This is a genomic window from Syntrophobacterales bacterium (genome assembly GCA_031274925.1).
In the GTDB taxonomy this organism is placed as follows: Bacteria; Desulfobacterota; Syntrophorhabdia; order Syntrophorhabdales; family Syntrophorhabdaceae; genus PNOM01.
This window is the reverse complement of record JAISPL010000036.1, coordinates 15,100-35,274: the sequence shown is the minus strand read 5'-3', so window position 1 is coordinate 35,274 and position 20,175 is coordinate 15,100. Positions and strand designations below refer to the sequence as shown.

Below are 20,175 nucleotides of genomic sequence, written 5' to 3'. Positions count from 1 at the left end.
ATCAATACGGAAATAATCCGTCGGCCGTGCAAATTACATCCTTAGCTTTTGACTTAGCTATCAGCTAACGGCTTAACGACCATCTTTAAAGGTCAATTACTTTAGTTTCGATCATTCCGTCGATCGTCCGGATATCCTCAAGGACGTCATTGTCGATTGGACTGTCGACTGATACAAAGGCGACCTCTTCTCCGCTTATGGGACGCGAAACACATAATCCTGCTATGTTTATACCGTGGCTTCCGAGGATTGTCCCCACTCTGCCTATGATACCGGGCCGGTCGATAATCCTGCATTCAAGAAAGGTCCCTTCAGGCACCATATCTAAGTGGAAACGATTCAGAAGTACGATCCTCCCCAATTTGTCGGCAAAAACGGTTCCCGCGATGCTTATCTCTTCCTCATCCGTCTTCAGAACAAAGAGTACGAGGTCATTGAACGTGTCATACTGATCCGTTTTGGCCTCAACCACGACGATACCCCTATCCTTCGCAAGGTACGGGGCATTGACAAAGGTGACCGACTCCTTGAGGCTCACGTCAAGGAAGCCTTTTAAGGCGCCGATAGTGAAAGGCTGGTAGCTGAAAGGCACGTCAAATTTTCTCTCACAAAGGTCTTCCTCGAAGTTTTTTCCCACCATCACAACCTTAATCTCTTCCGGTCTGCCTTTCACTATTTGAGCGGCAAGCCTGCCCATCTTCTCAACGAGCTTAAAATAGAGCCGGGCATGGTCGGGAAGAAGGGACTGCATGAATGGAATATTCACACCGTTGAGATATGGTCTTTCGTGGAGAGCATTGGCCACCTGTTCTGCGATGATAACAGAAACGGCTTTCTGCCCCTCCTTCGTATTGGCGCCTATATGTGGTGTTACGATCACATTCTCAAGCTCAAGGAACTTATTATTGCGGGGAGGCTCGTGCTCAAAGACATCAACCCCTGCCGCAAGTATCTTACCCGATACCAGTCCGTCATAAAGATCGTTTTCGTTTACAATTCCGCCTCTGGCGCAGTTGACAAAAATTACACCATCTTTCATTATGGAGATCTCTTTTGCGGTAATCATATTCCTTGTGGCAGACGTAAGAGGCGTATGGAACGTTACGATATCCGCTTCCTTCAGGAGATCGACAAGACTGTCACGAAGAACGGCGCCCACGGCTTCGGCCTTACTCTTCTTTATATAAGGGTCGTAGGCAACAATCTTCATACCGAAACTTCTCGCCCTTACAGCCACATTGGTCCCTATCCTGCCTAAACCTACTATTCCCAAGGTTTTATTGAAGAGTTCAATCCCCATAAATCTCTTCCTGTCCCATTTTCCCGCCTTCAGTGAATCGTTCGCCAAAGGTATTTTGCGGGTTGCGGAAAGCATTATCCCAAGGGTAAGCTCCGTGGCCGCAAGGGTATTTCCGGTCGGGGCGTTTATCACAATAATCCCTTTCTTGCTTGCCGTCTCGATATCTATATTGTCCACTCCGACTCCGGCCCGCCCTATGATCTTTAATTTCCCTGGGTTTGCCAGGAGATCGCCTGTTACCGTAGTGCCGCTTCTCGTAATGATCGCGTCGTATTCTCCCACGATCTTCTTGAGCTCATCATTCTTTATTCCGACCTGCATATCAATGTCAATATCGCCGTCCTGTTCCAGAATGTCGACACCTTCCTGAGCGATGTTATCAGTGACAAGCACTTTAAACTGTTTCATGGCTTTCCCTCTTTCAGCGAATTTGAGATAACATTAAGCGCTTAAATTTTTGTCTTTTGGACAACATATATTAATTATGAAAGATACCATGCAGGGTATTGAAAAATCAACAGTATCCTTTTTCTATGTCCTCCGGAATAAAGAGAAAGGCAACATTGGCTTTACTTAAAACCTGGCCTCTGCATTATACCCGGTACTTTTCCCTTGACTCTTATAGGAACATGCTCTTATATTTTCCCACATTCCATGAAGACAGAGCAGCCTAATTCCCTTATCGCGCCCATAAGACCTTGGTCGAGCCGCGATTGGGTCTTTTTTATTCTTGTGGCAATGGCAGGCGCAATTCTCTTGCTTTCCGGCCTCTCTGTGAGATCGCTCTGGGGGTCTGAAGGGCGATGGGCGGTGATTGTCAGGGAAATGCTCTCCACCGGGAACTACTTCCTCCCCACCATCAACGGTGAGGTTTATTTCGATAAACCCCTGCTAAGCTATTGGATAATAGCTCTTTTTGCTTCCCCAGGAGGAGTCACAGAGGCAGTCTCGCGCCTTCCAAGTGCCTTTGCCGGGGTCGCGGCAGTACTGGTTACCTTCTCCATAGGGAGGAGGCTTTTCGATACCAGAACTGCGGTGCTGTCTGGAGGACTCCTTCTCACATCAATTATGTACATCCTTTGGTCAAAGACCGCTTCCGCCGAGCTTCTAAACGTATTGAGCATATGGCTCATGCTATGGGCATTCGTGACGGGCGGTGTGGACGGGAAACTTACAAAACTCATCCTCCTTTATTGTTTTGGGGCAGTTTCAGCATTCCTCAAGGGACCGGTAGCGCCTGCCGTCGGTTTTTCGGTCATCGGATTCTACAGCCTGGTCATGCTCCTTACTCCCTTTGCCACGCGTAAGCCCTCCTTCCAGAATGTGCCGAGAGCATTTCTCATCCATTTCAAATGGATAATATCCTGGCAGGGTCTGATCTCCATACTGGCGTCCCTCTTGTTGTTTGCCGCTTTACTCCTCGCGCCTGTAATCATAACTGGATCGTGGCAATCCGTGGAACTTATGTGGAGAGAAAATTTCCTTCGCTTCTTCAGACCTTTCGACCACGTAGAACCCCCTTATGTATATCTGAAATATACCCTTCTGTTCTTCCTGCCCTGGACACTTTTGCTTATCGGAGCCTTGTGGCATGCTAAAGAGTGGCTGGCTAACCGGGCTAACTGGTGGACACCTCTCGCGGGACTCGCGATATTTCTTTTCTTTACCGCTTCTGGTTCGCGGAGAAGCTACTACATCCTGCCTCTTGTACCAGCCCTTGCATTGATCACGGGAAAAGCCCTGACGGACTGGCTGGCAAGACCGGTTCAGGACAGCTCGCGCACCATGAATGCGGCGGCTCTCGCCACTGCAGCATTACCAAGCCTTGCAGGTATGGCTCTGCTCTGCAGTTATTTCATTAAAGAGATGCCTCACCATCTCGCTCAAATCTTAGTGGGTATTCTGGCGATAATCGGGAGCCTATCAGCCATCTTCCTTTTGAAAAAAAGAAGGCGCCTTCATGGCCTCATACTCCTCTTTCTTCTCGTCTTCGGCGTAGAGCTTTGGAGTTTCACCGGAGGTATGGCGGCCATGGAGGAAATGCGTACGTTCCGTGTGTTTTGCCGTGAGGCAGCGGCTGAGCTGAAAGGGATTCCCGATAGCAGGTTAGCTCTTTTCCCCGGCGGAGATTCCTCTCTCATCTTCTATTTGAACAGGGGCCGCCTGAGAACTCTGGGCGGTGTCGAGGATGTGGCAAAATTCCGGAAGGAATTCCCCGACGGCTTCATAATAAGTGAATCGAAGATGGTGCAATCGCTTCTGCGAGAAAACCCTGCATTTCAGGATCTGGTCACCGTTCTGGCTCAGGTAAAAGAACCTCGCAGCAAAAAAGAGAAAAGGCTGCTGCTTATGAGATTTGCGGCAAAATAGGCTGTGAAGCATATCCACACCAGGGTTCTTCCTGCCGCCTTGAATCCCCCGTACCTCTTGCCTCTCGAGTCAGTCGTCTGTGCCGCCTCTTGCCGCCCCCTGCCACCCCCGGCAAAGACGCTTACCGGCCAAGCTCCCCACGCGTATAGAGACTATGGTAACAATTTAACTTGATTTTTCAAATAAGATTCATTTAACTATCCCATTATGATGGATGATAAAAAGATCATAACAGCGACTCTTGCGGATATCTATCTTGATCAGGGGTGTATCGAAAAAGCAATAGAGATTTACGAGAAACTGACACGGAAGGATCCCGGGAACAGCTTCTACAAAATGAGGCTTGGGTCCCTCAAAAAAGATCTTAAAGGAAAACAAAAAGGGTCTATTTTAAAACGGTTACTGAAAAAAAGCAGTGACAGGCGATGAGAGATAAGAGAATAGGCCTGGTAGCACAGATAATCGACGAAGCGGGCCTTGATGCCTGTATCCTGAAGGGCATGGATAATATATTTTATCTTACGGGGTTCAGGGGTTCCGAGGGTTCTCTTCTGGTGACACACGAGGATGTTCTGCTGCTTACCGATTTCCGGTACATTACCCACGCCATGGAGGTGACAAAAGGTATCCAGGTCCTTGAAGTGCAGCAGAAGATCAACTCCCTCCCAAGATTATGCGACAAGTACGGCATCCGTAAAATGGGTTTTGACAGCGCCCATACTACTTATGATATGTACGCACGGTGGACTGAGACTCTGGGGAATGTGGAACTCGTGCCCCTAAACAAGATTGAGACGATAAGAGCCATTAAAGACCCGGAAGAGATTGAGACGATAAAGAAGGCGATACGGATCTCAACTGATGCCTTTACTGAGGTCTATGAGAGAATAAAGCCCGGGAGGACTGAAAAGGAGATCGCCAACGAGTTGGAGTACACCATGAAGCGGCTTGGAGCCGATTGTCCGTCTTTTAACACAATCGTTGCATCCGGGCCACGGGCGGCCCTGCCCCATGCAGAACCCACCGACAGGGAGCTTAAGGACGGGGAGGCGGTAATAATCGACTTCGGAGCCCAGGTGGACAGCTATTGCAGCGATGAGACATGTACCATAACCTTGGGCAAAGTAAATGGTAAGATTGATAAGATATATTCCATAGTAAGAGAGGCAAAAGACCTCGGCTTGGATAGCATCAGAGCAGGCATGCCGGCAAAGGAGCTTGATATGATAGTCAGGGGCTTCATTGACCGGAAGGGCTATGGTGATTTTTTCAGGCACGGAGTCGGACACGGAGTCGGGGTAGCGGTTCACGAAGCCCCGGCCGTCAACTATATGTCGGAAAGTCTCATTGAGCCGAACATGGTTTTGACCATTGAGCCGGGAATATATATACCTCATTTGGGTGGCGTAAGGCTTGAGGATATGGTACTTATAGAAGAGAATAGAACTACGGTTCTTACTCATATTCGAAAAGATATGCTGAGCGTGAGGTCGTAAAAGCGGCAGGGCGGCGCACGGTGGAGAGTTGTCGGTAGTTCTCCTGAATCTCATCGAAAATCAATTGAGGAGGAAATGATGGTAGTTTCCACATCGGAGTTTAGAAAAGGCTTGAGAATTCTGGTAGAGAATGAGCCCTTCGTCATAGTCGAGTTCCAGCACGTCAAACCTGGGAAAGGAGGCGCGTTTGTCAGGACAAGACTCAAGAGTCTTGTTTCGGGAAATGTGCTTGACCGGACTTACCGCTCGGGAGACAAAGCCGACGTCCCGGAACTTGAGGAAAGAGAAATGCAGTTTCTCTACAAAGAAAGCAGCAACTATTACTTCATGGATCAGAATACTTATGATCAGATGTTCATCGACGAAAAACAGTTGGGAGATGCGAGGTATTACCTCAAAGAAGGACTCGTCATACAGGTACTCATATACCAGGGAAAGACAATAGGGGTGGAGGTACCCAATTTTGTCACTCTTGCCATCACTCAGACCGAGCCAGGCATCAGAGGAGACACAGCGCAGAACGCCACAAAGCCGGCCATGCTCGAAACGGGGTATACGATCCAGGTCCCTCTCTTTGTGGAGCAGGGCGAGACAGTCAAGATTGATACGAGAACAGGGCAGTACATGGAAAGAGTTAAGTAGGCCCAGTATGTTAATTGCATTCGAAGGTATAGAGGGAAGCGGCAAGTCAACGCAGGCTGAGCTTCTAAATAATTATCTTGTGTCGAAAGGGCATACCGTGGTACGGACCAGAGAGCCAGGCGGCTCGCCTCTGGGGGAGGCATTACGGAAGGTACTCCTTCAAAGGGACATGAATATTTTCCCTTTTTCCGAACTTCTTGTGTTTATGGCCATGAGAGCGCAACACGTGGATGAAGTAATTCTTCCTGCCCTCCAAGAGCAAAAGATAGTGCTGTGCGACAGGTTCGTGGATGCCACATATGCGTATCAGGGTTACGGACGAAGTATTGACCTGGGTATCATCGAAACCCTGAACAGACTTGTCACCAAAGGCATCAGACCTAACCTGACGATTCTCCTTGATGTGGACGTTGAAACCGGACTCACGAGAAAAGCTCTGCACGCCACTATGGATCGTTTTGAAAAGGAGGCCCTTTCTTTCCATCAAAAGATAAGGGACGCATATTTGAAACTGTCGAAGGAGGATCCCGGGAGATTCCTCGTGGTGAACGGCGGCTTGGAACAGTCCGCGATACAGGACATCATCAGGCAAAAAGTTGAAACACTGATCAACAATTATGGGATTCGATAGCGTCATCGGCCACACCTGGCAAAAAAAGCTGCTCCGGTCGCTTCTTGCGAAAGAACGTCTGCCCCACGCATTTCTTTTCACCGGGCAGGAAGGCATAGGAAAGCGAAAATTCGCCATTGAATTCATAAAACATATGATGTGCGAAAAAGGTACGGGATGCGACAATTGCCGTCCCTGCATCAAACTTGAACATGGTTCTCATCCCGACCTTATGATTGTTGAAGGCGTCGAATCTATAGGGATCAGCCAGTCGAGAATGATAAGCAAGGAAGTGAGCGAACAGCCATACGAAGCAAAAGTGAGAGCTATTGTGATAGACGGGGCTGACACAATGACCCCGGAAGCGACAAATGCCCTCCTGAAGACACTTGAGGAGCCACCACCCAACAACGTATTTTTCCTCATATCCTCTTCGGAAAAGGACATCCTCCTGACTATAAGGTCCCGCTGTGTCCGGGTGCCATTCAGCCCCCTCAATCAGAGTGACGTTGAAGAGTACTTCGCGAATGTGCTCCGGATGGAGAAAGAAAAGGCCAGGTTGATCTCCTCCCAATCATACGGAAGCATAGGTCTGGGCCTCTTCTGGACGGAAGACGACAACCTCCTCCTCAGACGCAAACTGGGCGAACTGATTACGGGAAAAAAGAGAAGCTTCGTCGAATCAACCGCCATATCGGAGCGGCTATCCAAAAACAATAGGGGCCTTAACCTCTACCTTTCCTTCCTCCTTTCCTTTTTCCGCGATCTCTATCTCGCGGCCCACGAAAGAGGTTCTGCTCAAATTATAAACTCGGACCTGAGAGACCTGATGGACCATGAGACGGCCGATCTGCCGTGGATAGAACGCTCCATCAAAAAGATACAGGAAACCATGTTCAATATGAGGTATAATATTAACAAGTGGTTGCTTTTTGAAAATATGTTGCTCCATATAATGAGGTAGTCATGAAGAGTTGCTATATAAAGATCGACAGGCTGACAGGTGTGATTGAGGTACAGGTTCCTGACGATGTGAAAATCGGAGATCACGTGAAAGCCGACCTTGAGAAAGGCCATTGCCTTGCGCTGGTTGTTACCGAACCGGTCGATTCATCTAAGGAAGGATTGAAAAAAATCACGGCAAAGGCGACGGATACCGAGGTAGCCCAGTACTTTTCTTTAAAAGAAAAGGAGAATTACGCATTCACCCTCTGCAAACAGAAGATCAAAGATATGAATCTCCCCATGAAGCTCCTGTGGGCAGAGTATCTTTTCGGCGGAACGAAGCTCCTTTTCTACTTTGTGTCTGAAAACAGGGTAGATTTCAGAGAACTGGTAAAAGAACTCGCAAAGGAATTCAAGATCAGGATAGAATTGAGGCAGGTAGGCGTCAGAGATGAGGCAAAGATTATCGGCGGCCTCGGTAACTGCGGGAATGTGTGCTGCTGCAGAAAATTTCTCAGCAATTTTTCCATAGTCTCCATAAAGATGGTAAAGGAACAAGGTCTCGCCCTGAATCCGAATAAAATATCAGGAATCTGTGGAAGGCTTATGTGTTGTCTCTCTTATGAATATGAAATGTACGTTGGCTACAAGAAAAACTTCCCCAAGCTCGGAAAGAGGGTAACCGTGGCGCAGGGGGAAGGCAAAGTGATAAAGCACAACACCTTGAACTCCACCTTTACGGTTGAACTGGACGGCGGAAAAGAAGTGATTCTGACCGCAAAGGACATAATAAAACCGGACCAATCTGCAGGAGGCGACAGTCAACGGCAACAGCCAAAAAAGTGAAGAGAGGCGGTCGCTAATCGTTGGTTACTAATAATACGTAATAGGACCGTCAGGCTACCGCTCCCCGGTGTGCAATACGGTCACGAATAGGCATTACTACTGGAATTGGAGAAAATGATGAGTAAAAATTATTACGTAACAACCCCTATATATTACATCAACGATGTACCTCATATCGGGCACGCTTACACTACCATCGCGGCGGATATTATTGCGCGGTACAAACGCTTGTGCGGTTACAATGTCTACTTCCTCACAGGGACCGACGAACATGGCCAGAAAGTGGAGAAAGCAGCGTCCAATCAGGGAATTCACCCCAGCGAGTTGGCCGACAGGATGGTCCAAAGATTTACCGATCTATGGAAAACCCTTAATGTCACCAACAGCAGCCATATAAGGACCACCGAAGAAAGGCATAAGAGGGTGGTTCAATATATATTCCAGAAGACGTATGAGAAAGGAGACATATATCTCGGCGCCTACGAAGATTGGTACTGTGTGCACTGCGAAAGCTACTTCACTGAGCTCCAGTTGAAAGAAGGCGCTTGCCCGGACTGCGGCAGACCGCCGGAAAAATTGAAGGAAGAAAGTTATTTCTTCAACCTTTCAGGCTACCAAGAACGCCTCCTCGCCCTTCTCGAATTGCACAAGGATTTTGTTTTGCCCGAGGTACGATACAATGAGGTCCTTAGTTTTGTAAAAGGAGGTCTCAGAGATCTGAGTGTAAGCAGGACCAGTTTCCGCTGGGGCATACCTACGCCTACGAATCAGGACCACGTCATCTACGTCTGGTTCGACGCCCTCGCCAACTATATATCCGGCATAGGATTTCTCGACGACCCCGACTTGTTCACGCAGTTCTGGCCATGCAACATCCATCTCATGGGCAAAGACATACTGAGGTTCCATACCGTATACTGGCCAAGCTTCCTCATGTCCCTGGGTTTGGAGCCGCCCAAGAGGGTATTTGCTCACGGATGGTGGACCATAGAGGGTCAAAAAATGTCAAAATCTCTCGGCAATGTGGTCGATCCCAATGATGTGGTACGAGAGTACGGGGTAGACCAGTTCAGGTTTTTCCTTTTCAGGGAAGTGCCCTTCGGCCTTGACGGGGATTTCTCAAAAAGCGCCATGGTTCACAGAATCAACGGAGACCTTGCCAACGATGTTGGCAACCTCACAAGCAGAAGTGTCACCATGATGGGGAAATTCCTGAAAGGCAAAATAGAGGCGCCTGAGAAAAAGGGCGGCATGGACGAATACGTTGAGGAACAGGTAAGAAACCTTGTTGAAGAGTATCAAAGAGACATGGAGGTTTTCGCGTACCACAAGGCCCTTGCCGATGCCTTCGAGATTATTTCCATTCTTAATAAGTATATCGATGCAGAGGCTCCCTGGAGACTCGCAAAGGAAAATGACGTGCGGATCAGGACGGTACTTTACAACATCTGGAACAGCCTGAGAGTGGCCGCTATGCTTCTTTACCCGTTTATGCCCGAAAAATCGAATCTTATATGGAAAGCACTCGGCATAGAAAAATCCATAGAGACCGCTGTCTTCGACGAGGAAAAAATCTTCTACCGCTCCGGCGATACCGGCCTCATTGATAAAATAGCGCCCATCTTTCCCAGAATAGAGACCTGACCCATGGCCTTTTACACAGTACGGGGCGTGGTAGAAAAGGTACTGAAAAAATACCGACTTACCGGTGACCTTGATGCATATAAGGTTTTTCACCTGTGGAGCGATCTGGTGGGAGAGCGAATTTTAGCCCACGCTAGACCCGTGAGGATAGACGGATACACCTTATTTGTGGAGGTAGACGACCCCCTGTGGCTTACCCAATTAAAATACATGAAGACGGACATACTGGGCAGAGCTGATGTAACAATTAAGCCTGGAGCATTGAGAGACATAAAGTTCTATCTGAAAAATACCGGGTAAATCCCGAATGATCATATTTTTCTCCAATCATCGCCACGTCAGCCAGTATCGCCTTGCCATCCTTATTTAGGCGGAAACTGTCGAGACTTCTGGTACCGACATTCATCATCGAAGTGTTTTTCAATCATGACAGCACGGAAACATTTCAAGACAAGTTACTCAAGGGTAATACTTGCTGAGGAGTTGGTGTCGAGTTGACACCTTATTCATTAAAAAACCACCTTTGCTTTGCCGAGCATGGGCTGTTTTTTGCCAAAAAGAACAGACGAAAGTGCTTATACTGCATGATGTTGGTGCTATTCAATTTTGAAATCCTCTGAACTGAAATTCGTATAATATCTGCCCGTCTGCGCTGTAAATCTCAAAACACAATAATCAGGGTCGGTAACACCTTTTGAGTAGTACATGGTATCGCCTTCCTGCCAAATCATTTCCTTGCTCCCAGCGTCCTCTAAGACTTCCATTGCGCCTTTCAGCATAACACCACGGAAAAACCTTTTATCAAAGAAATAGATGCAGGCTTTTGGGTTAGAGCGATATTGCGCTACTCGCATTGACGATGTGTTTGTTGTGAACCAAAAAGATTTTATGCCCTCGCGCTTTCTCGGCGGCACCATAGCTTTTGTGTTTGGGAATCCGTCACCGTCAACAGAACTAATCAAAGAAACGCTCTGTTTGTCAATCAAATTCCCAATCGTTTGTACTACATCACGCATCAATTAAATAACCTCCATGAATTACATTATATGGTGGCAAAGAATAATAGTAAATTACCCACTTTTTTGTGGGTATGGATTATTCAATGAAACCGTTTGCTTTCAGAATATCGTCCATGCCGTTTTCTTTCATAAGGTCAACGCGGCCTATGCTTTGCATGATATAGTCACCGTACTTTAAAACAAACAGTCTGTAAGGACATCGTCAAATGAATCGAATAGATTTAGGACGCTACGCCGAGATTTGAGCCAGCCCCAGAAACGTTCAATCAAGCTTAGTTCCGGCGAATAAGGATGATTGGGCCTCTTTCAAGTGCGTCAGCTATAACCAATATATACTCAAGAGTCCCAAACGACTCCTGCAAACCGTAAAGAGGAGGACGACAGTAGCCCCGAAAGCTGGTCCATCTCCTCTTTTTTTAGGTAATATAGCCGTTCGCGACATTGAAGGTATTGTATTACGCATACGTAACGTTCTTATTGGCCCCCGGTAAGGCGCTTTCCGCACAAATTATAATAAATCAGCTCTACCTTAGATACCTTCCCGTCGCCTCATGGCAATCTCATTTAGCCGCTCCTTAAACTGGTCACTACCGCCGAGTTGGGAGACGGAAAATCTCTCTCTGTCGAGGTGCAATTCCAATCCTCCGTAAACTGAATGATTCACAAGATTTTTGAACCGCGGGATAGTCTCCAGCGGAAGGGCCATAAGTTCTTTGACCATAGCATCTAGATTGGCTTCAAGTTCTGTCTCGTCCCATACATAATTCACCAAACCAAGATCAAGGGCCTCATCCATGTTGATGTTGCGGGAGAAGAGGTACAATTCATTGAATTTCTTTGCTCCCACCATCCTGGGAAGAAAAAAACTGTTGCCCCCTTCAGGTGTCAAGCCGAGCCTACGATACCCTACATTCATGATCGCTTTTTTTTCCGCCACTGACAAGTCACACGCCAGAGCAAGACCCACCCCGGCGCCTGCCGCGAGACCTTCAACGACGGCAATAACTATGGCGTCCATTTTCCTTATGAGCATGATGGCTCTGTGCAGCGCATCCGCCATGGAATCTATCCTCCCGGGACTCTGCTTAACCTGGGCTATATCACCACCTGCCGAAAAAGTTCTCCCCGCCCCTCTTATAACCACGACGGCGGCCCCTTTCTCCTGGGCGTTTCTAAGCGCCTGGGAGAAAGATACCAGTACCTCCAGGGTCAGGGCGTTCCTCTTTTCGGGCCTGTTGAAGGTAATAGTGTACACACCGTTTCTCAATTCTTCCAATACGTTTTCCGCCACGCAACACCTCCGTATCAAGATTGGATCTTACACTCCACTTCAAAATATACGATTTCTTTTCGTATCAGTCAAAACGCATGTTCTCCGCTATCCTTTTCGTCTCATTTTTTTCGGAAGATGTATATGAGAAACACAAGCGCCAACATGGCAAGGGTAGCCCCAATGACTGTGTCATAAACAGAAAGAGATTTTCTCTCATACCGCCTAAGTTTTCCGGTTTTATTGGACGCATATATCCTTATGCAGCTACCGTCCGGGCCTTTGCGTAAGTTGCCCCCCATCATCGGAAGAGCGTGACGCCGGACAAGCCGCCCGGTATGGATATAACCACCGCCGAGAGCGGTTATATCCATACGCTAAGACGGACGAATTCCTAGCATATAAAGAATAACAGCGTGAAGGCGAACCAAAGAATCAGAAAGGCGGCATTCTCTTTTTCAAATCCTCCACCGCAGGCGATCGCGCTAATCGACAAGCTCGATATCCATCGTCTCTTCGGCCCTGGGCAGACGGTCCGTCGGCCTCGCCCACCAAACATAGAACGTGGGAAGCAGAAAAATACTCATCAACATATCTGCGATCAACCCCCCCACGATCACGATGGCAAAGGGTCGCTGGGAATCCGACCCGATGGCGTGGGACATAGCTGCAGGAAGAAGGCCCAAGGTGGCCACCAGCATGGTCATCATAATAGGGCGCAGTCTACGTGTCGCCCCTTCTATTGCCGCCTCCGTGACGGAATACCCCCTTGCGCGCAACTGGTTTATGTATTCCACCATAATGACCCCTATCTGGACCGATACCCCAAAGAGCGCAAGGAACCCTACCCCTGAAGAGACGCTGAAATGAGTACCGGTGACAAGGAGCGCCATAAGACCGCCGATAGGCGCCACAACCACGTTAATCAGGTTAAGAAACGCCCATTTGGCGGAACCAAAGGCGCCGTAAATTATTATGAATATGAGACATATGGTAAGCGGCACAACGACAAGCAGTCGCCTCTCCGCCCTCTTCTGGCTTTCATATTCACCCATCCAGTTGATATAGTAGCCTTGAGGCAGCTTTACATGTCTGCCGACATTTTCAATCGCTTCTTCGACAGTACTCCCAAGATCGCGGCTCCGCACGCTGTATTTAACCGCGATGTACCGCCTGTTCCCTTCCCGGTAGATTTGCGAGGCTCCGTCTCTCGTCTCCACCTTGCAGAGTTGAGCAAGCGAAACCCTCTCCCCGGAAGGTGCAAGGAGGCGCACCCTCTCGATTGCTTCTTTCGTATCACGATAGGACGACTGGTAACGCATCACGAGGTCGTAGCGTTGTTCGCCTTTTAAGACCTGGGTGATAGCTCCTCCTCCCACTGCGGTCTGAATAGCGTCCTGCACGTCGGCGACGTTTATCTGGTAGCGGGCCGCCTGCACCCTGTCCACCTCGAAATTAAGGTTCGGCTGACCGACTACGCGGAAAATCCCAAGGTCGTGGACGCCGTTGATGTGACGCATGGTTTCGACGATTTCCTCTGCCTTGGTCTCAAGAATTTTTAAATCGTCGCCGTAAATTTTCGTGACGAGCTGCCCCTTCACTCCGCTCACGGCCTCCTCCATGTTGTCCTGGATAGGTTGGGAGAAATTCCAGATCGCGCCTGGTATCTTTTGAAGCTCACGGTTCATGGCCGCGATCAGTTTCTCCTTGTCCTGGTCAAATACGGGTCTCCACTCGTTTTTCGGCTTAAGGTTCACGCAGTACTCGGTATTGAAAAAACCGGTAAAGTCCATTCCGTCATCAGGCCGTCCTACCTGGCTTGTAGTCCTTGTGACCTCGGGAAAGGAGGCGAGTATCACCCTAACCTTGTCCGCCACCCTGATCCCTTCACTCGGTCCAGTGCTTGGCGCAAGAGTGCCGCGCACCCAGATGGAGCCTTCATCGAGATGAGGCAGGAACTCTGATCCGATCACACCGCTCTTCACAAGGAAAATGCTGCCGCACAAGATGAACATCGAAATGGCTACCATTACTGCTCGATGATGTATAGACCAGGTCAGGGCCGTCCGGTAGTGCTTCGTGAGCCACACGACAACCGGATTGTGCCACTCGGGGGTCACTTTGCGGAATATGAGACTCACCAGGACCGGAGCGATGGTGATGGAAAATATCATGGCGCCGAGAAGGGCAAACCCCACGGTCCATGCCATGGGCTTGAACAGACGCCCCTCCACGTGTTGAAGCGTAAAGACCGGAAGGTAACCGCTGATGATGATCGCAATGGCGTAGAAGACAGGTCTTTGCACTTCGTGTGCAGCAGCCCTTATCCTGTCCGGTACGGTGGCTGTCGACTCCTTTGAACCCAGGTGACGGATTATGTTTTCCACCATCACGACCGCACCGTCTACCACCATGCCAAAATCAAGGGCGCCCAAAGAGAGCAGATTCGCGGGGATGTTCCTGAGGTTGAGACAGATTGATGCAAATAACAGGGAAAATGGGATCGTAAGGGCGACAATGAGTGCGCCCCTCGGACTGCCTAAGAAAATGAGGAGCACGATCGTCACAAGGATGAAGCCTTCAGTTAGGTTCTTAAGGACGGTCTGGGTCGTGTGGTGAACGAGATCGCTCCGGTCATTGAAAGGTACCACCTGCACACCAGGCGGAAGGATCTTCTCGTTTAGCTCCTTCACCTTCTTATGCACACCTTCAAGCGTAGAGTCGAACTCCGCGCCCTTCCTCATGAGAATGATCCCGGAGACGACGTCTCCGTTATCTATTATCTTTCCATCCTCCCGATGGATCGCCCTGCCGAATTGACCGAGCCGTATCTTCGGGCCCTGAGAGACGGTAGCAATATCTTTCACCCTGACCGGCGTGCCATTCTTGGCCGCAATAACCGTATCCTCGATGTCCTGCACGGTGCGCACCAACCCGACCACACGGACATTAATCTGCTGCATGCCGGCCTCAATGAAGCTTCCTCCCGCATTCATGTTGTTATTCGTAAGCTGCTGCTCCACCTGGCCGATATTTAAACCATAAGAGATGAGTTTGTCGGGATCAACCCTCACCTGGTATTCCATGGTAGGACCGCCGAATACCGATACATCCACCACGTTCGGTACTGTCTTGAACTGTTTTACCAGCACCCAATCCTGCAGGGATTTCAACTCCATGGCGTCATAACTAGGGTTCGTACTCCTAAGGGTGTAGAAGTATATTTGGCCCACCGGGCTGAAATCAGGACCAATCTCGGGTTGGAGGCTCGGAGAAAGGTTCGCTATGGAGATGCGCTCTAAGACTCTTTGCCGATTCCACACGTTATCCGAATCGTCGTCAAAGACAAGAATCACCACAGACAGTCCTGCCACCGAAACGGACCGGAGGTGGGTAATATGAGGAATACCGTTCATCGCGTTTTCAATGGGGACCGTGATCTGCTGTTCCACCTCCTCTGCCGCCCGGCCCGGCCATTGCGTGATGACCCATGCATAATTATTGGCAACGTCAGGATAGGCCTCTACAGGGAGACGCTTGAACGCAAATATGCCCGTCACAAAAAGCAACAAAGCAAAAGCCAACACGATGTATCTTCTGTTTAATGCAAAATCGACGACAGCGCGTATCATCTTGACTCCCCTTACTGTTGCGCGGTGGACTGCAGCGCCAGTGCGTTCGTGACGACTTTTTGCCCTCCCTTGATCCCCGCTACTTCCTGCATCTTATCTGGGAGCATCTTCCCGGCCTTCACCTCAACACGCCGGAATTTGCCTCCCTCCACCGGAATATAAACCCAATCCCGGTCCTGCAAGTGGAGGATAGCCGTGGCCGGGACCGTGGCTTGTACCGCTTCTTCACTGCCATAGAAAGTGGCGGTAGCAAACATACCGATCCTCATAAGACCTGGGTTTTGCATCTCCAGCCGGATCTTCGCGGTACGGATATCGGGGTCGAGCACCGGTCCAATATTGCTTATACGTCCTTTAAAAATTTTGTCTGGATAGGCATTAAGACGAACGTCCGCGTATTCACCAAGACGCACGAAAGAGAGATCATTCTCGTACACATCACACACGATCCAGATGTAGTCAAGATTGGCCACGGTGAAAAGGTTCGGGGAGGCATCGAGGGACTTCACTCCTGCGCCTGTCGTCACATTCTGCTCAATAATGACCCCCGATATCGGGGCATACACGTTGACGATCCCATCCGGATGACCGTCAAGGTTCGTAACGCCTAAGTTCTTAAGCTTCTCCCTCGCGGACTGACAGACAATCTGGGCCTTGACGTCCACGTCAACCGCCACTTCCAGATCTTTCTTTGGAATGGCTCCTTTTTCATAGAGGACATTTGCGCGTTCAAGCTGGGTCTTCGCCAGTGCCTGATCCGCCGCAGCCTGTCGGTAGTCGGAGTACACGTCGGAGACGTCGTTACTCTTGACCTTCATAACGAGCTGTCCTTTTTTTACCGTATCACCAAGGCGAACTTTGATCTCCACCGCTCGGCCCGAGGCGAGGGATATGGCAGGGACGGTACGGGCTACATCGGGACTCACCACCCCCGTAACGGTCAGCTCTGGCGCAGCCTTCCTCTCACCTACGGTCACAAGCGGAAACTGGTCAGGGTGATCCACCTGAAACCCTGTGGAGTCCTGTTCTCTCTCCACCTTAGCAGGAGGAGGAGCGCCCGACTTATCACTATCTTTGCGGCCGCACCCCGCCGCGAGAGGACACAAAATCACCAAAAGAATAAGAAAAAGAATAAGACGTTTCACTGAATTACCTCCCTGCCTACGGCAAGATTGAGCTGCGCCGCGGAAGTCAGATAGGAGCCGACAAGGCCAAGATAGGTCATCATGACGGTCCGGTAGTCACGCTGCGTCTCCAAGAAGTCAAGAAGAGACGCTCCGCCGCGCTCATAGGAAAATGTCATCGTGTCTCGCACTGTTAAGGCCTGATCAAGGTATTTTTCCTTGTAAGGCTTGAGAAGGGCTACCGTACTCATAAGCGCGGCGTGGGCCGAATCCACATCGCTGTAAAGCTGGGCCTCCGCCGCCGCCCTCAACCTGTCGGTGCGGTTGATGTCCAGTTTGGTACGAAGTCTCTCCCCCTGGTTTCTGTCAAATATGCGAAGAGGGATACTTATTGAAAAGCCCACATAGTTACGCAGGCTGTTCGAATTCGGGTCTGATCCGGAGCTCTCGGCAAGACGGCCCATCCCGATGCCTACCGTCGGATCCGTCGATGCATTTGCCTCAGCAAGCTGTTGGTTTGTTTTGGCCTGATCGTACGCCTGGACTGCGGCCCTGAGGTCAGGCCTCGCCTCCAGGGCTATATCGCGAAATTCCGTCAGGGACTCAATTGTTTCGGAAAACTCGAAGGATCCTGTGACATCGAACAGGTCCACAGGGGTTCGGTCATCAAGAAGCATGAGAAGCTGTATCTTTGAAGTCCTGAGACTCACAAGGGCGTTTTGCACATCGGATTCAAACTGGACTCTCTGGAGCTGGAGGCGAGCCAAATCAATCCTGGCAATATCCCCTGCCTTAAACCGATGGGCGTTAACTTCAAGCGCCTTGTCATAGTAGAGAAGGTTCTCCTTCGCCAGATCAAGCGCCGCTTTCTGCTGGAGGACCTGTATAAAGGCACTCCTTAAAGTAAAAAGGAGGTTTCTCTCCAGATCCGCCGTCTGAGAGACGGCAATCCTCGTCTCTTTCTCCGCGCTCTCCCGCCTGAGCGCCCGCTTGTTCATGCGCTCAAAGAGATAGCTTAGCGACACATATTTCTGGACATCCACGGTAGTCTCGGACTTTCTCCAAGGATGGAGATTGTCATAACCCACGGTGAATTCCGGGTTCGGCCGCATATTCGCGGTAATCTCCTGGGCCCGTGTCTCGTCAACACCGATCCTCGCCGCCTGCAAGGTCGGGTTGGTGGATATAAATTTCGCCCGGACTTCCTGCCATGTGAGCGGCTCTGCGCAAAGCGGCCCTGCGGCAAGGCAACTCACCGCCGTTATAACAACTGTAAGTAAACTCCATGCAGGACATTGCATGTGTAACCTCCCTAAAAGTATGGGTTGGTATCAAAGTGGTACTCCGGCCACCATGAGAGCGGAAATACACCCCGCTAATGATGGTCAGATAGTGCTGAAAACCGAATTGATAACTACGATTCTAAAGAGGGAGGACCCCTGTAGACATGGAGAAAGAGTGTGGTTTGATCTGGAAAAATATCCTTATGGTGGGAGACGCGGTAAGCAACGACCCGAGTCTCTTTGATGGCAACCGTACAATCGGGAACTATGGCTATTTCAGAGTCGGCTTCAAGGAAGCCGGCGTACTTGAGCCACGGAAAGCTATTGCTTTTATGGAATTCTACCGTGAGAAGAGAGAGTAAGAATACCCCCACGCAGAAGACCAGAAAAACCATGCTAATTCGTTGAAACCTAAATTTACTCATATCGCCTTATTTTTAACCCTTTTTTTGGAACTTGTCAACATAATATAACTATGCCGCAGTTTTTCTAATTTTTCATTCCATTACTGCTCCTCCTCGCTACGCTGGCCGGACTGACTGCCCGAAGACTGCCGTCATGCTATATATAAATATGGAAGCGTGAATCTTATATTATAGATGCCTCATTCGCCCTATACGCGTTATAATGGCCATACCGGTAACCTATGACCGTTGTTATGTATGACCTTTACAAAACAATTATCATAAACCTCCCCGCCCCAAGGGGCGGGATACCTCGGGGTTTACGACTGACTATTAGGCAAGCGCGTGCCTTAAGGGGCCGAGAATTAGATCCGTAGAGATTTAAACTTTTTATCAAGAGAATAGCGGAGGGACAATAGCTGCATGGTGCATAATCCATTGAAAGTATTTGTATCATAGGAGAAAAGACCGTATAGACAACCAGCTTCAGCTTAAAAACTATAGATGGCCGCCACTTAATTTTGCGTCATTGTTGAAACTGATTTAGAAGTATAAGGATAGGGTAAGGAAAAAACTTAGAGTAACTTATCTATATAACCTCCCGCCTTTACGCCTGCAACAGGCCCAAGGTTTCTCTTACTTCTTGCATCGTATCCTTGGCTATTATACTGCACGCCTTCGCCCCCTGCCGCAGGACATCAAGGACATAGCACTGATCTTTCATTAATGTCTTTGCCTTCTCCTGAATGGGTATCAACTCTTCCATCATTTTTTTGAAGAGCATTTTCTTGCAGTCGATACACCCTATACCGGCCGTTCGGCATCCTTTCTCCACATCCGCGCGAATCTCGTCTCCTGAGAACGCTTTGTGCATTGTGAAAATATTACATACGTCGGGATTGCCAATATCGGTCCTCCTCACTCTGCTTACATCCGTTACCGCCGTCCGGAGTTTCTCCCATATAGTTTTCTCATCTTCGAGGATGGCAATGTAGTTACCCATGGTCTTGGACATCTTGCCCGCTGCATCGACTCCGAGAATCCTGGGCGCCTCGGAGAGTATCACTTTTGGTTCTGGAAAGATAGGCTTGAACCGGCTGTTGAATTTTCGAGCCACTTCCCTGCACAACTCCACATGTTGGACCTGATCTTCTCCCACCGGCACAAACCCTGCCTTGTAAAGAAGAATGTCGGCGGCCTGAAGGACAGGGTAATCCATGAGGCCCACATTCAAATTTGTCCTGTGCTGCTTCGACTTGTCTTTGAACTGGGTCATCCTTTCAAGTTCACCTATTGGGGTCACACAATTGAAGATCCAAGCAAGCTCGGTATGCTCCGGCACATGAGACTGGACAAAGATTTTGCATTTTTCGGGTGATAACCCACACGCAATGAGCACGACTGCGGTTTCGATGATCCTTTTTTTCATCTCCTCAATCGGGTATTCGACGGTAATTGCGTGGTAGTCGACTGCGGAGAAAACACAGTCATACATATCGGCGAGGACGACCCATTGTCTGATCGCACCCACATAGTTCCCTATATGGATATCCCCTGTCGGCTGAATCCCGCTGAAAATTCTCTGCATAC

General features: G+C 49.3%; 18 protein-coding genes and 1 pseudogene. 11 read left to right on the top strand and 8 right to left on the bottom strand.

Features of this window, described 5'->3' with window-relative positions; genetic code table 11:
• Positions 1–85: 85 nt before the first annotated feature.
• Positions 86–1,708: a phosphoglycerate dehydrogenase gene (gene serA / locus LBQ00_06295; GenBank protein MDR2018460.1), complete on the bottom strand. Its 1,623-nt coding sequence runs from the start codon at positions 1,706–1,708 to the stop codon at positions 86–88.
• 246 nt (positions 1,709–1,954) lie between these two features.
• On the opposite strand from serA, the gene LBQ00_06290 reads away from it, so the two are divergent.
• The 10 genes from LBQ00_06290 to LBQ00_06245 all read left to right on the top strand — a co-directional run bounded on the left by LBQ00_06290 (position 1,955) and on the right by LBQ00_06245 (position 10,332).
• Positions 1,955–3,670, top strand: a complete 1,716-nt coding sequence (locus LBQ00_06290; GenBank protein ID MDR2018459.1) for a glycosyltransferase family 39 protein — start codon at positions 1,955–1,957, stop codon at positions 3,668–3,670.
• Between the two features lie 207 nt (positions 3,671–3,877).
• On the top strand, positions 3,878–4,099 hold the full coding sequence (locus tag LBQ00_06285) for a hypothetical protein (GenBank protein MDR2018458.1): 222 nt from the start codon (positions 3,878–3,880) through the stop codon (positions 4,097–4,099).
• Positions 4,096–5,166, top strand: a complete 1,071-nt coding sequence (locus tag LBQ00_06280; protein MDR2018457.1) for an aminopeptidase P family protein — start codon at positions 4,096–4,098, stop codon at positions 5,164–5,166. Before LBQ00_06285 ends, LBQ00_06280 begins: the two co-directional genes overlap by 4 nt.
• A gap of 75 nt (positions 5,167–5,241) precedes the next feature.
• Positions 5,242–5,808: an elongation factor P gene (efp, locus tag LBQ00_06275; GenBank protein MDR2018456.1), complete on the top strand. Its 567-nt coding sequence runs from the start codon at positions 5,242–5,244 to the stop codon at positions 5,806–5,808.
• 7 nt (positions 5,809–5,815) lie between these two features.
• A complete protein-coding gene (gene tmk, locus LBQ00_06270; protein ID MDR2018455.1) occupies positions 5,816–6,439 on the top strand; it encodes a dTMP kinase in 624 nt (207 codons plus the stop codon).
• Positions 6,426–7,382 carry a DNA polymerase III subunit delta' gene (gene holB / locus LBQ00_06265; protein MDR2018454.1) on the top strand — a complete coding sequence of 319 codons (957 nt, stop codon included), beginning with the start codon at positions 6,426–6,428 and terminating at the stop codon, positions 7,380–7,382. Before tmk ends, holB begins: the two co-directional genes overlap by 14 nt.
• A 2-nt stretch (positions 7,383–7,384) precedes the next feature.
• The gene (locus LBQ00_06260; protein MDR2018453.1) at positions 7,385–8,209 is read left to right on the top strand and encodes a stage 0 sporulation protein; all 825 of its coding nucleotides are present in this window, start codon (positions 7,385–7,387) and stop codon (positions 8,207–8,209) included.
• 114 nt (positions 8,210–8,323) lie between these two features.
• Positions 8,324–9,853 carry a methionine--tRNA ligase gene (gene metG / locus LBQ00_06255; protein ID MDR2018452.1) on the top strand — a complete coding sequence of 510 codons (1,530 nt, stop codon included), beginning with the start codon at positions 8,324–8,326 and terminating at the stop codon, positions 9,851–9,853.
• 3 nt (positions 9,854–9,856) lie between these two features.
• A complete protein-coding gene (locus LBQ00_06250) occupies positions 9,857–10,153 on the top strand; it encodes a DUF721 domain-containing protein (GenBank protein MDR2018451.1) in 297 nt (98 codons plus the stop codon).
• Positions 10,154–10,266: 113 nt separating this feature from the next.
• Positions 10,267–10,332 (top strand): hypothetical protein, encoded by a 66-nt coding sequence (locus tag LBQ00_06245; protein ID MDR2018450.1) that lies wholly within the window; start codon positions 10,267–10,269, stop codon positions 10,330–10,332.
• A 117-nt stretch (positions 10,333–10,449) separates the two neighbouring features.
• Here the strand turns inward: LBQ00_06245 and LBQ00_06240 are convergent, their stop codons facing one another.
• From LBQ00_06240 to LBQ00_06215, 6 genes and pseudogenes are all read right to left on the bottom strand, one after another.
• Positions 10,450–10,869, bottom strand: a complete 420-nt coding sequence (locus LBQ00_06240) for a pyridoxamine 5'-phosphate oxidase family protein (GenBank protein ID MDR2018449.1) — start codon at positions 10,867–10,869, stop codon at positions 10,450–10,452.
• Positions 10,870–11,046: 177 nt separating this feature from the next.
• Positions 11,047–11,163, bottom strand: a pseudogene (locus LBQ00_06235) (IS630 family transposase).
• A 238-nt stretch (positions 11,164–11,401) separates the two neighbouring features.
• On the bottom strand, positions 11,402–12,163 hold the full coding sequence (locus tag LBQ00_06230; protein ID MDR2018448.1) for an enoyl-CoA hydratase/isomerase family protein: 762 nt from the start codon (positions 12,161–12,163) through the stop codon (positions 11,402–11,404).
• A gap of 464 nt (positions 12,164–12,627) precedes the next feature.
• On the bottom strand, positions 12,628–15,774 hold the full coding sequence (locus LBQ00_06225) for a CusA/CzcA family heavy metal efflux RND transporter (protein MDR2018447.1): 3,147 nt from the start codon (positions 15,772–15,774) through the stop codon (positions 12,628–12,630).
• Positions 15,775–15,785: 11 nt separating this feature from the next.
• Positions 15,786–16,919 carry an efflux RND transporter periplasmic adaptor subunit gene (locus tag LBQ00_06220; protein MDR2018446.1) on the bottom strand — a complete coding sequence of 378 codons (1,134 nt, stop codon included), beginning with the start codon at positions 16,917–16,919 and terminating at the stop codon, positions 15,786–15,788.
• Positions 16,916–18,199 (bottom strand): TolC family protein, encoded by a 1,284-nt coding sequence (locus LBQ00_06215; GenBank protein MDR2018445.1) that lies wholly within the window; start codon positions 18,197–18,199, stop codon positions 16,916–16,918. The genes LBQ00_06220 and LBQ00_06215 overlap by 4 nt, the downstream gene beginning before the upstream one ends.
• Before the next feature lie 146 nt (positions 18,200–18,345).
• Here LBQ00_06215 and LBQ00_06210 point away from each other — a divergent pair, with 146 nt between their 5' ends.
• Positions 18,346–18,543: a hypothetical protein gene (locus LBQ00_06210; GenBank protein ID MDR2018444.1), complete on the top strand. Its 198-nt coding sequence runs from the start codon at positions 18,346–18,348 to the stop codon at positions 18,541–18,543.
• Positions 18,544–19,192: 649 nt separating this feature from the next.
• Here the strand turns inward: LBQ00_06210 and trpS are convergent.
• A complete protein-coding gene (gene trpS / locus LBQ00_06205; protein MDR2018443.1) occupies positions 19,193–20,173 on the bottom strand; it encodes a tryptophan--tRNA ligase in 981 nt (326 codons plus the stop codon).
• Between the last annotated feature and the right edge of the window lie 2 nt (positions 20,174–20,175).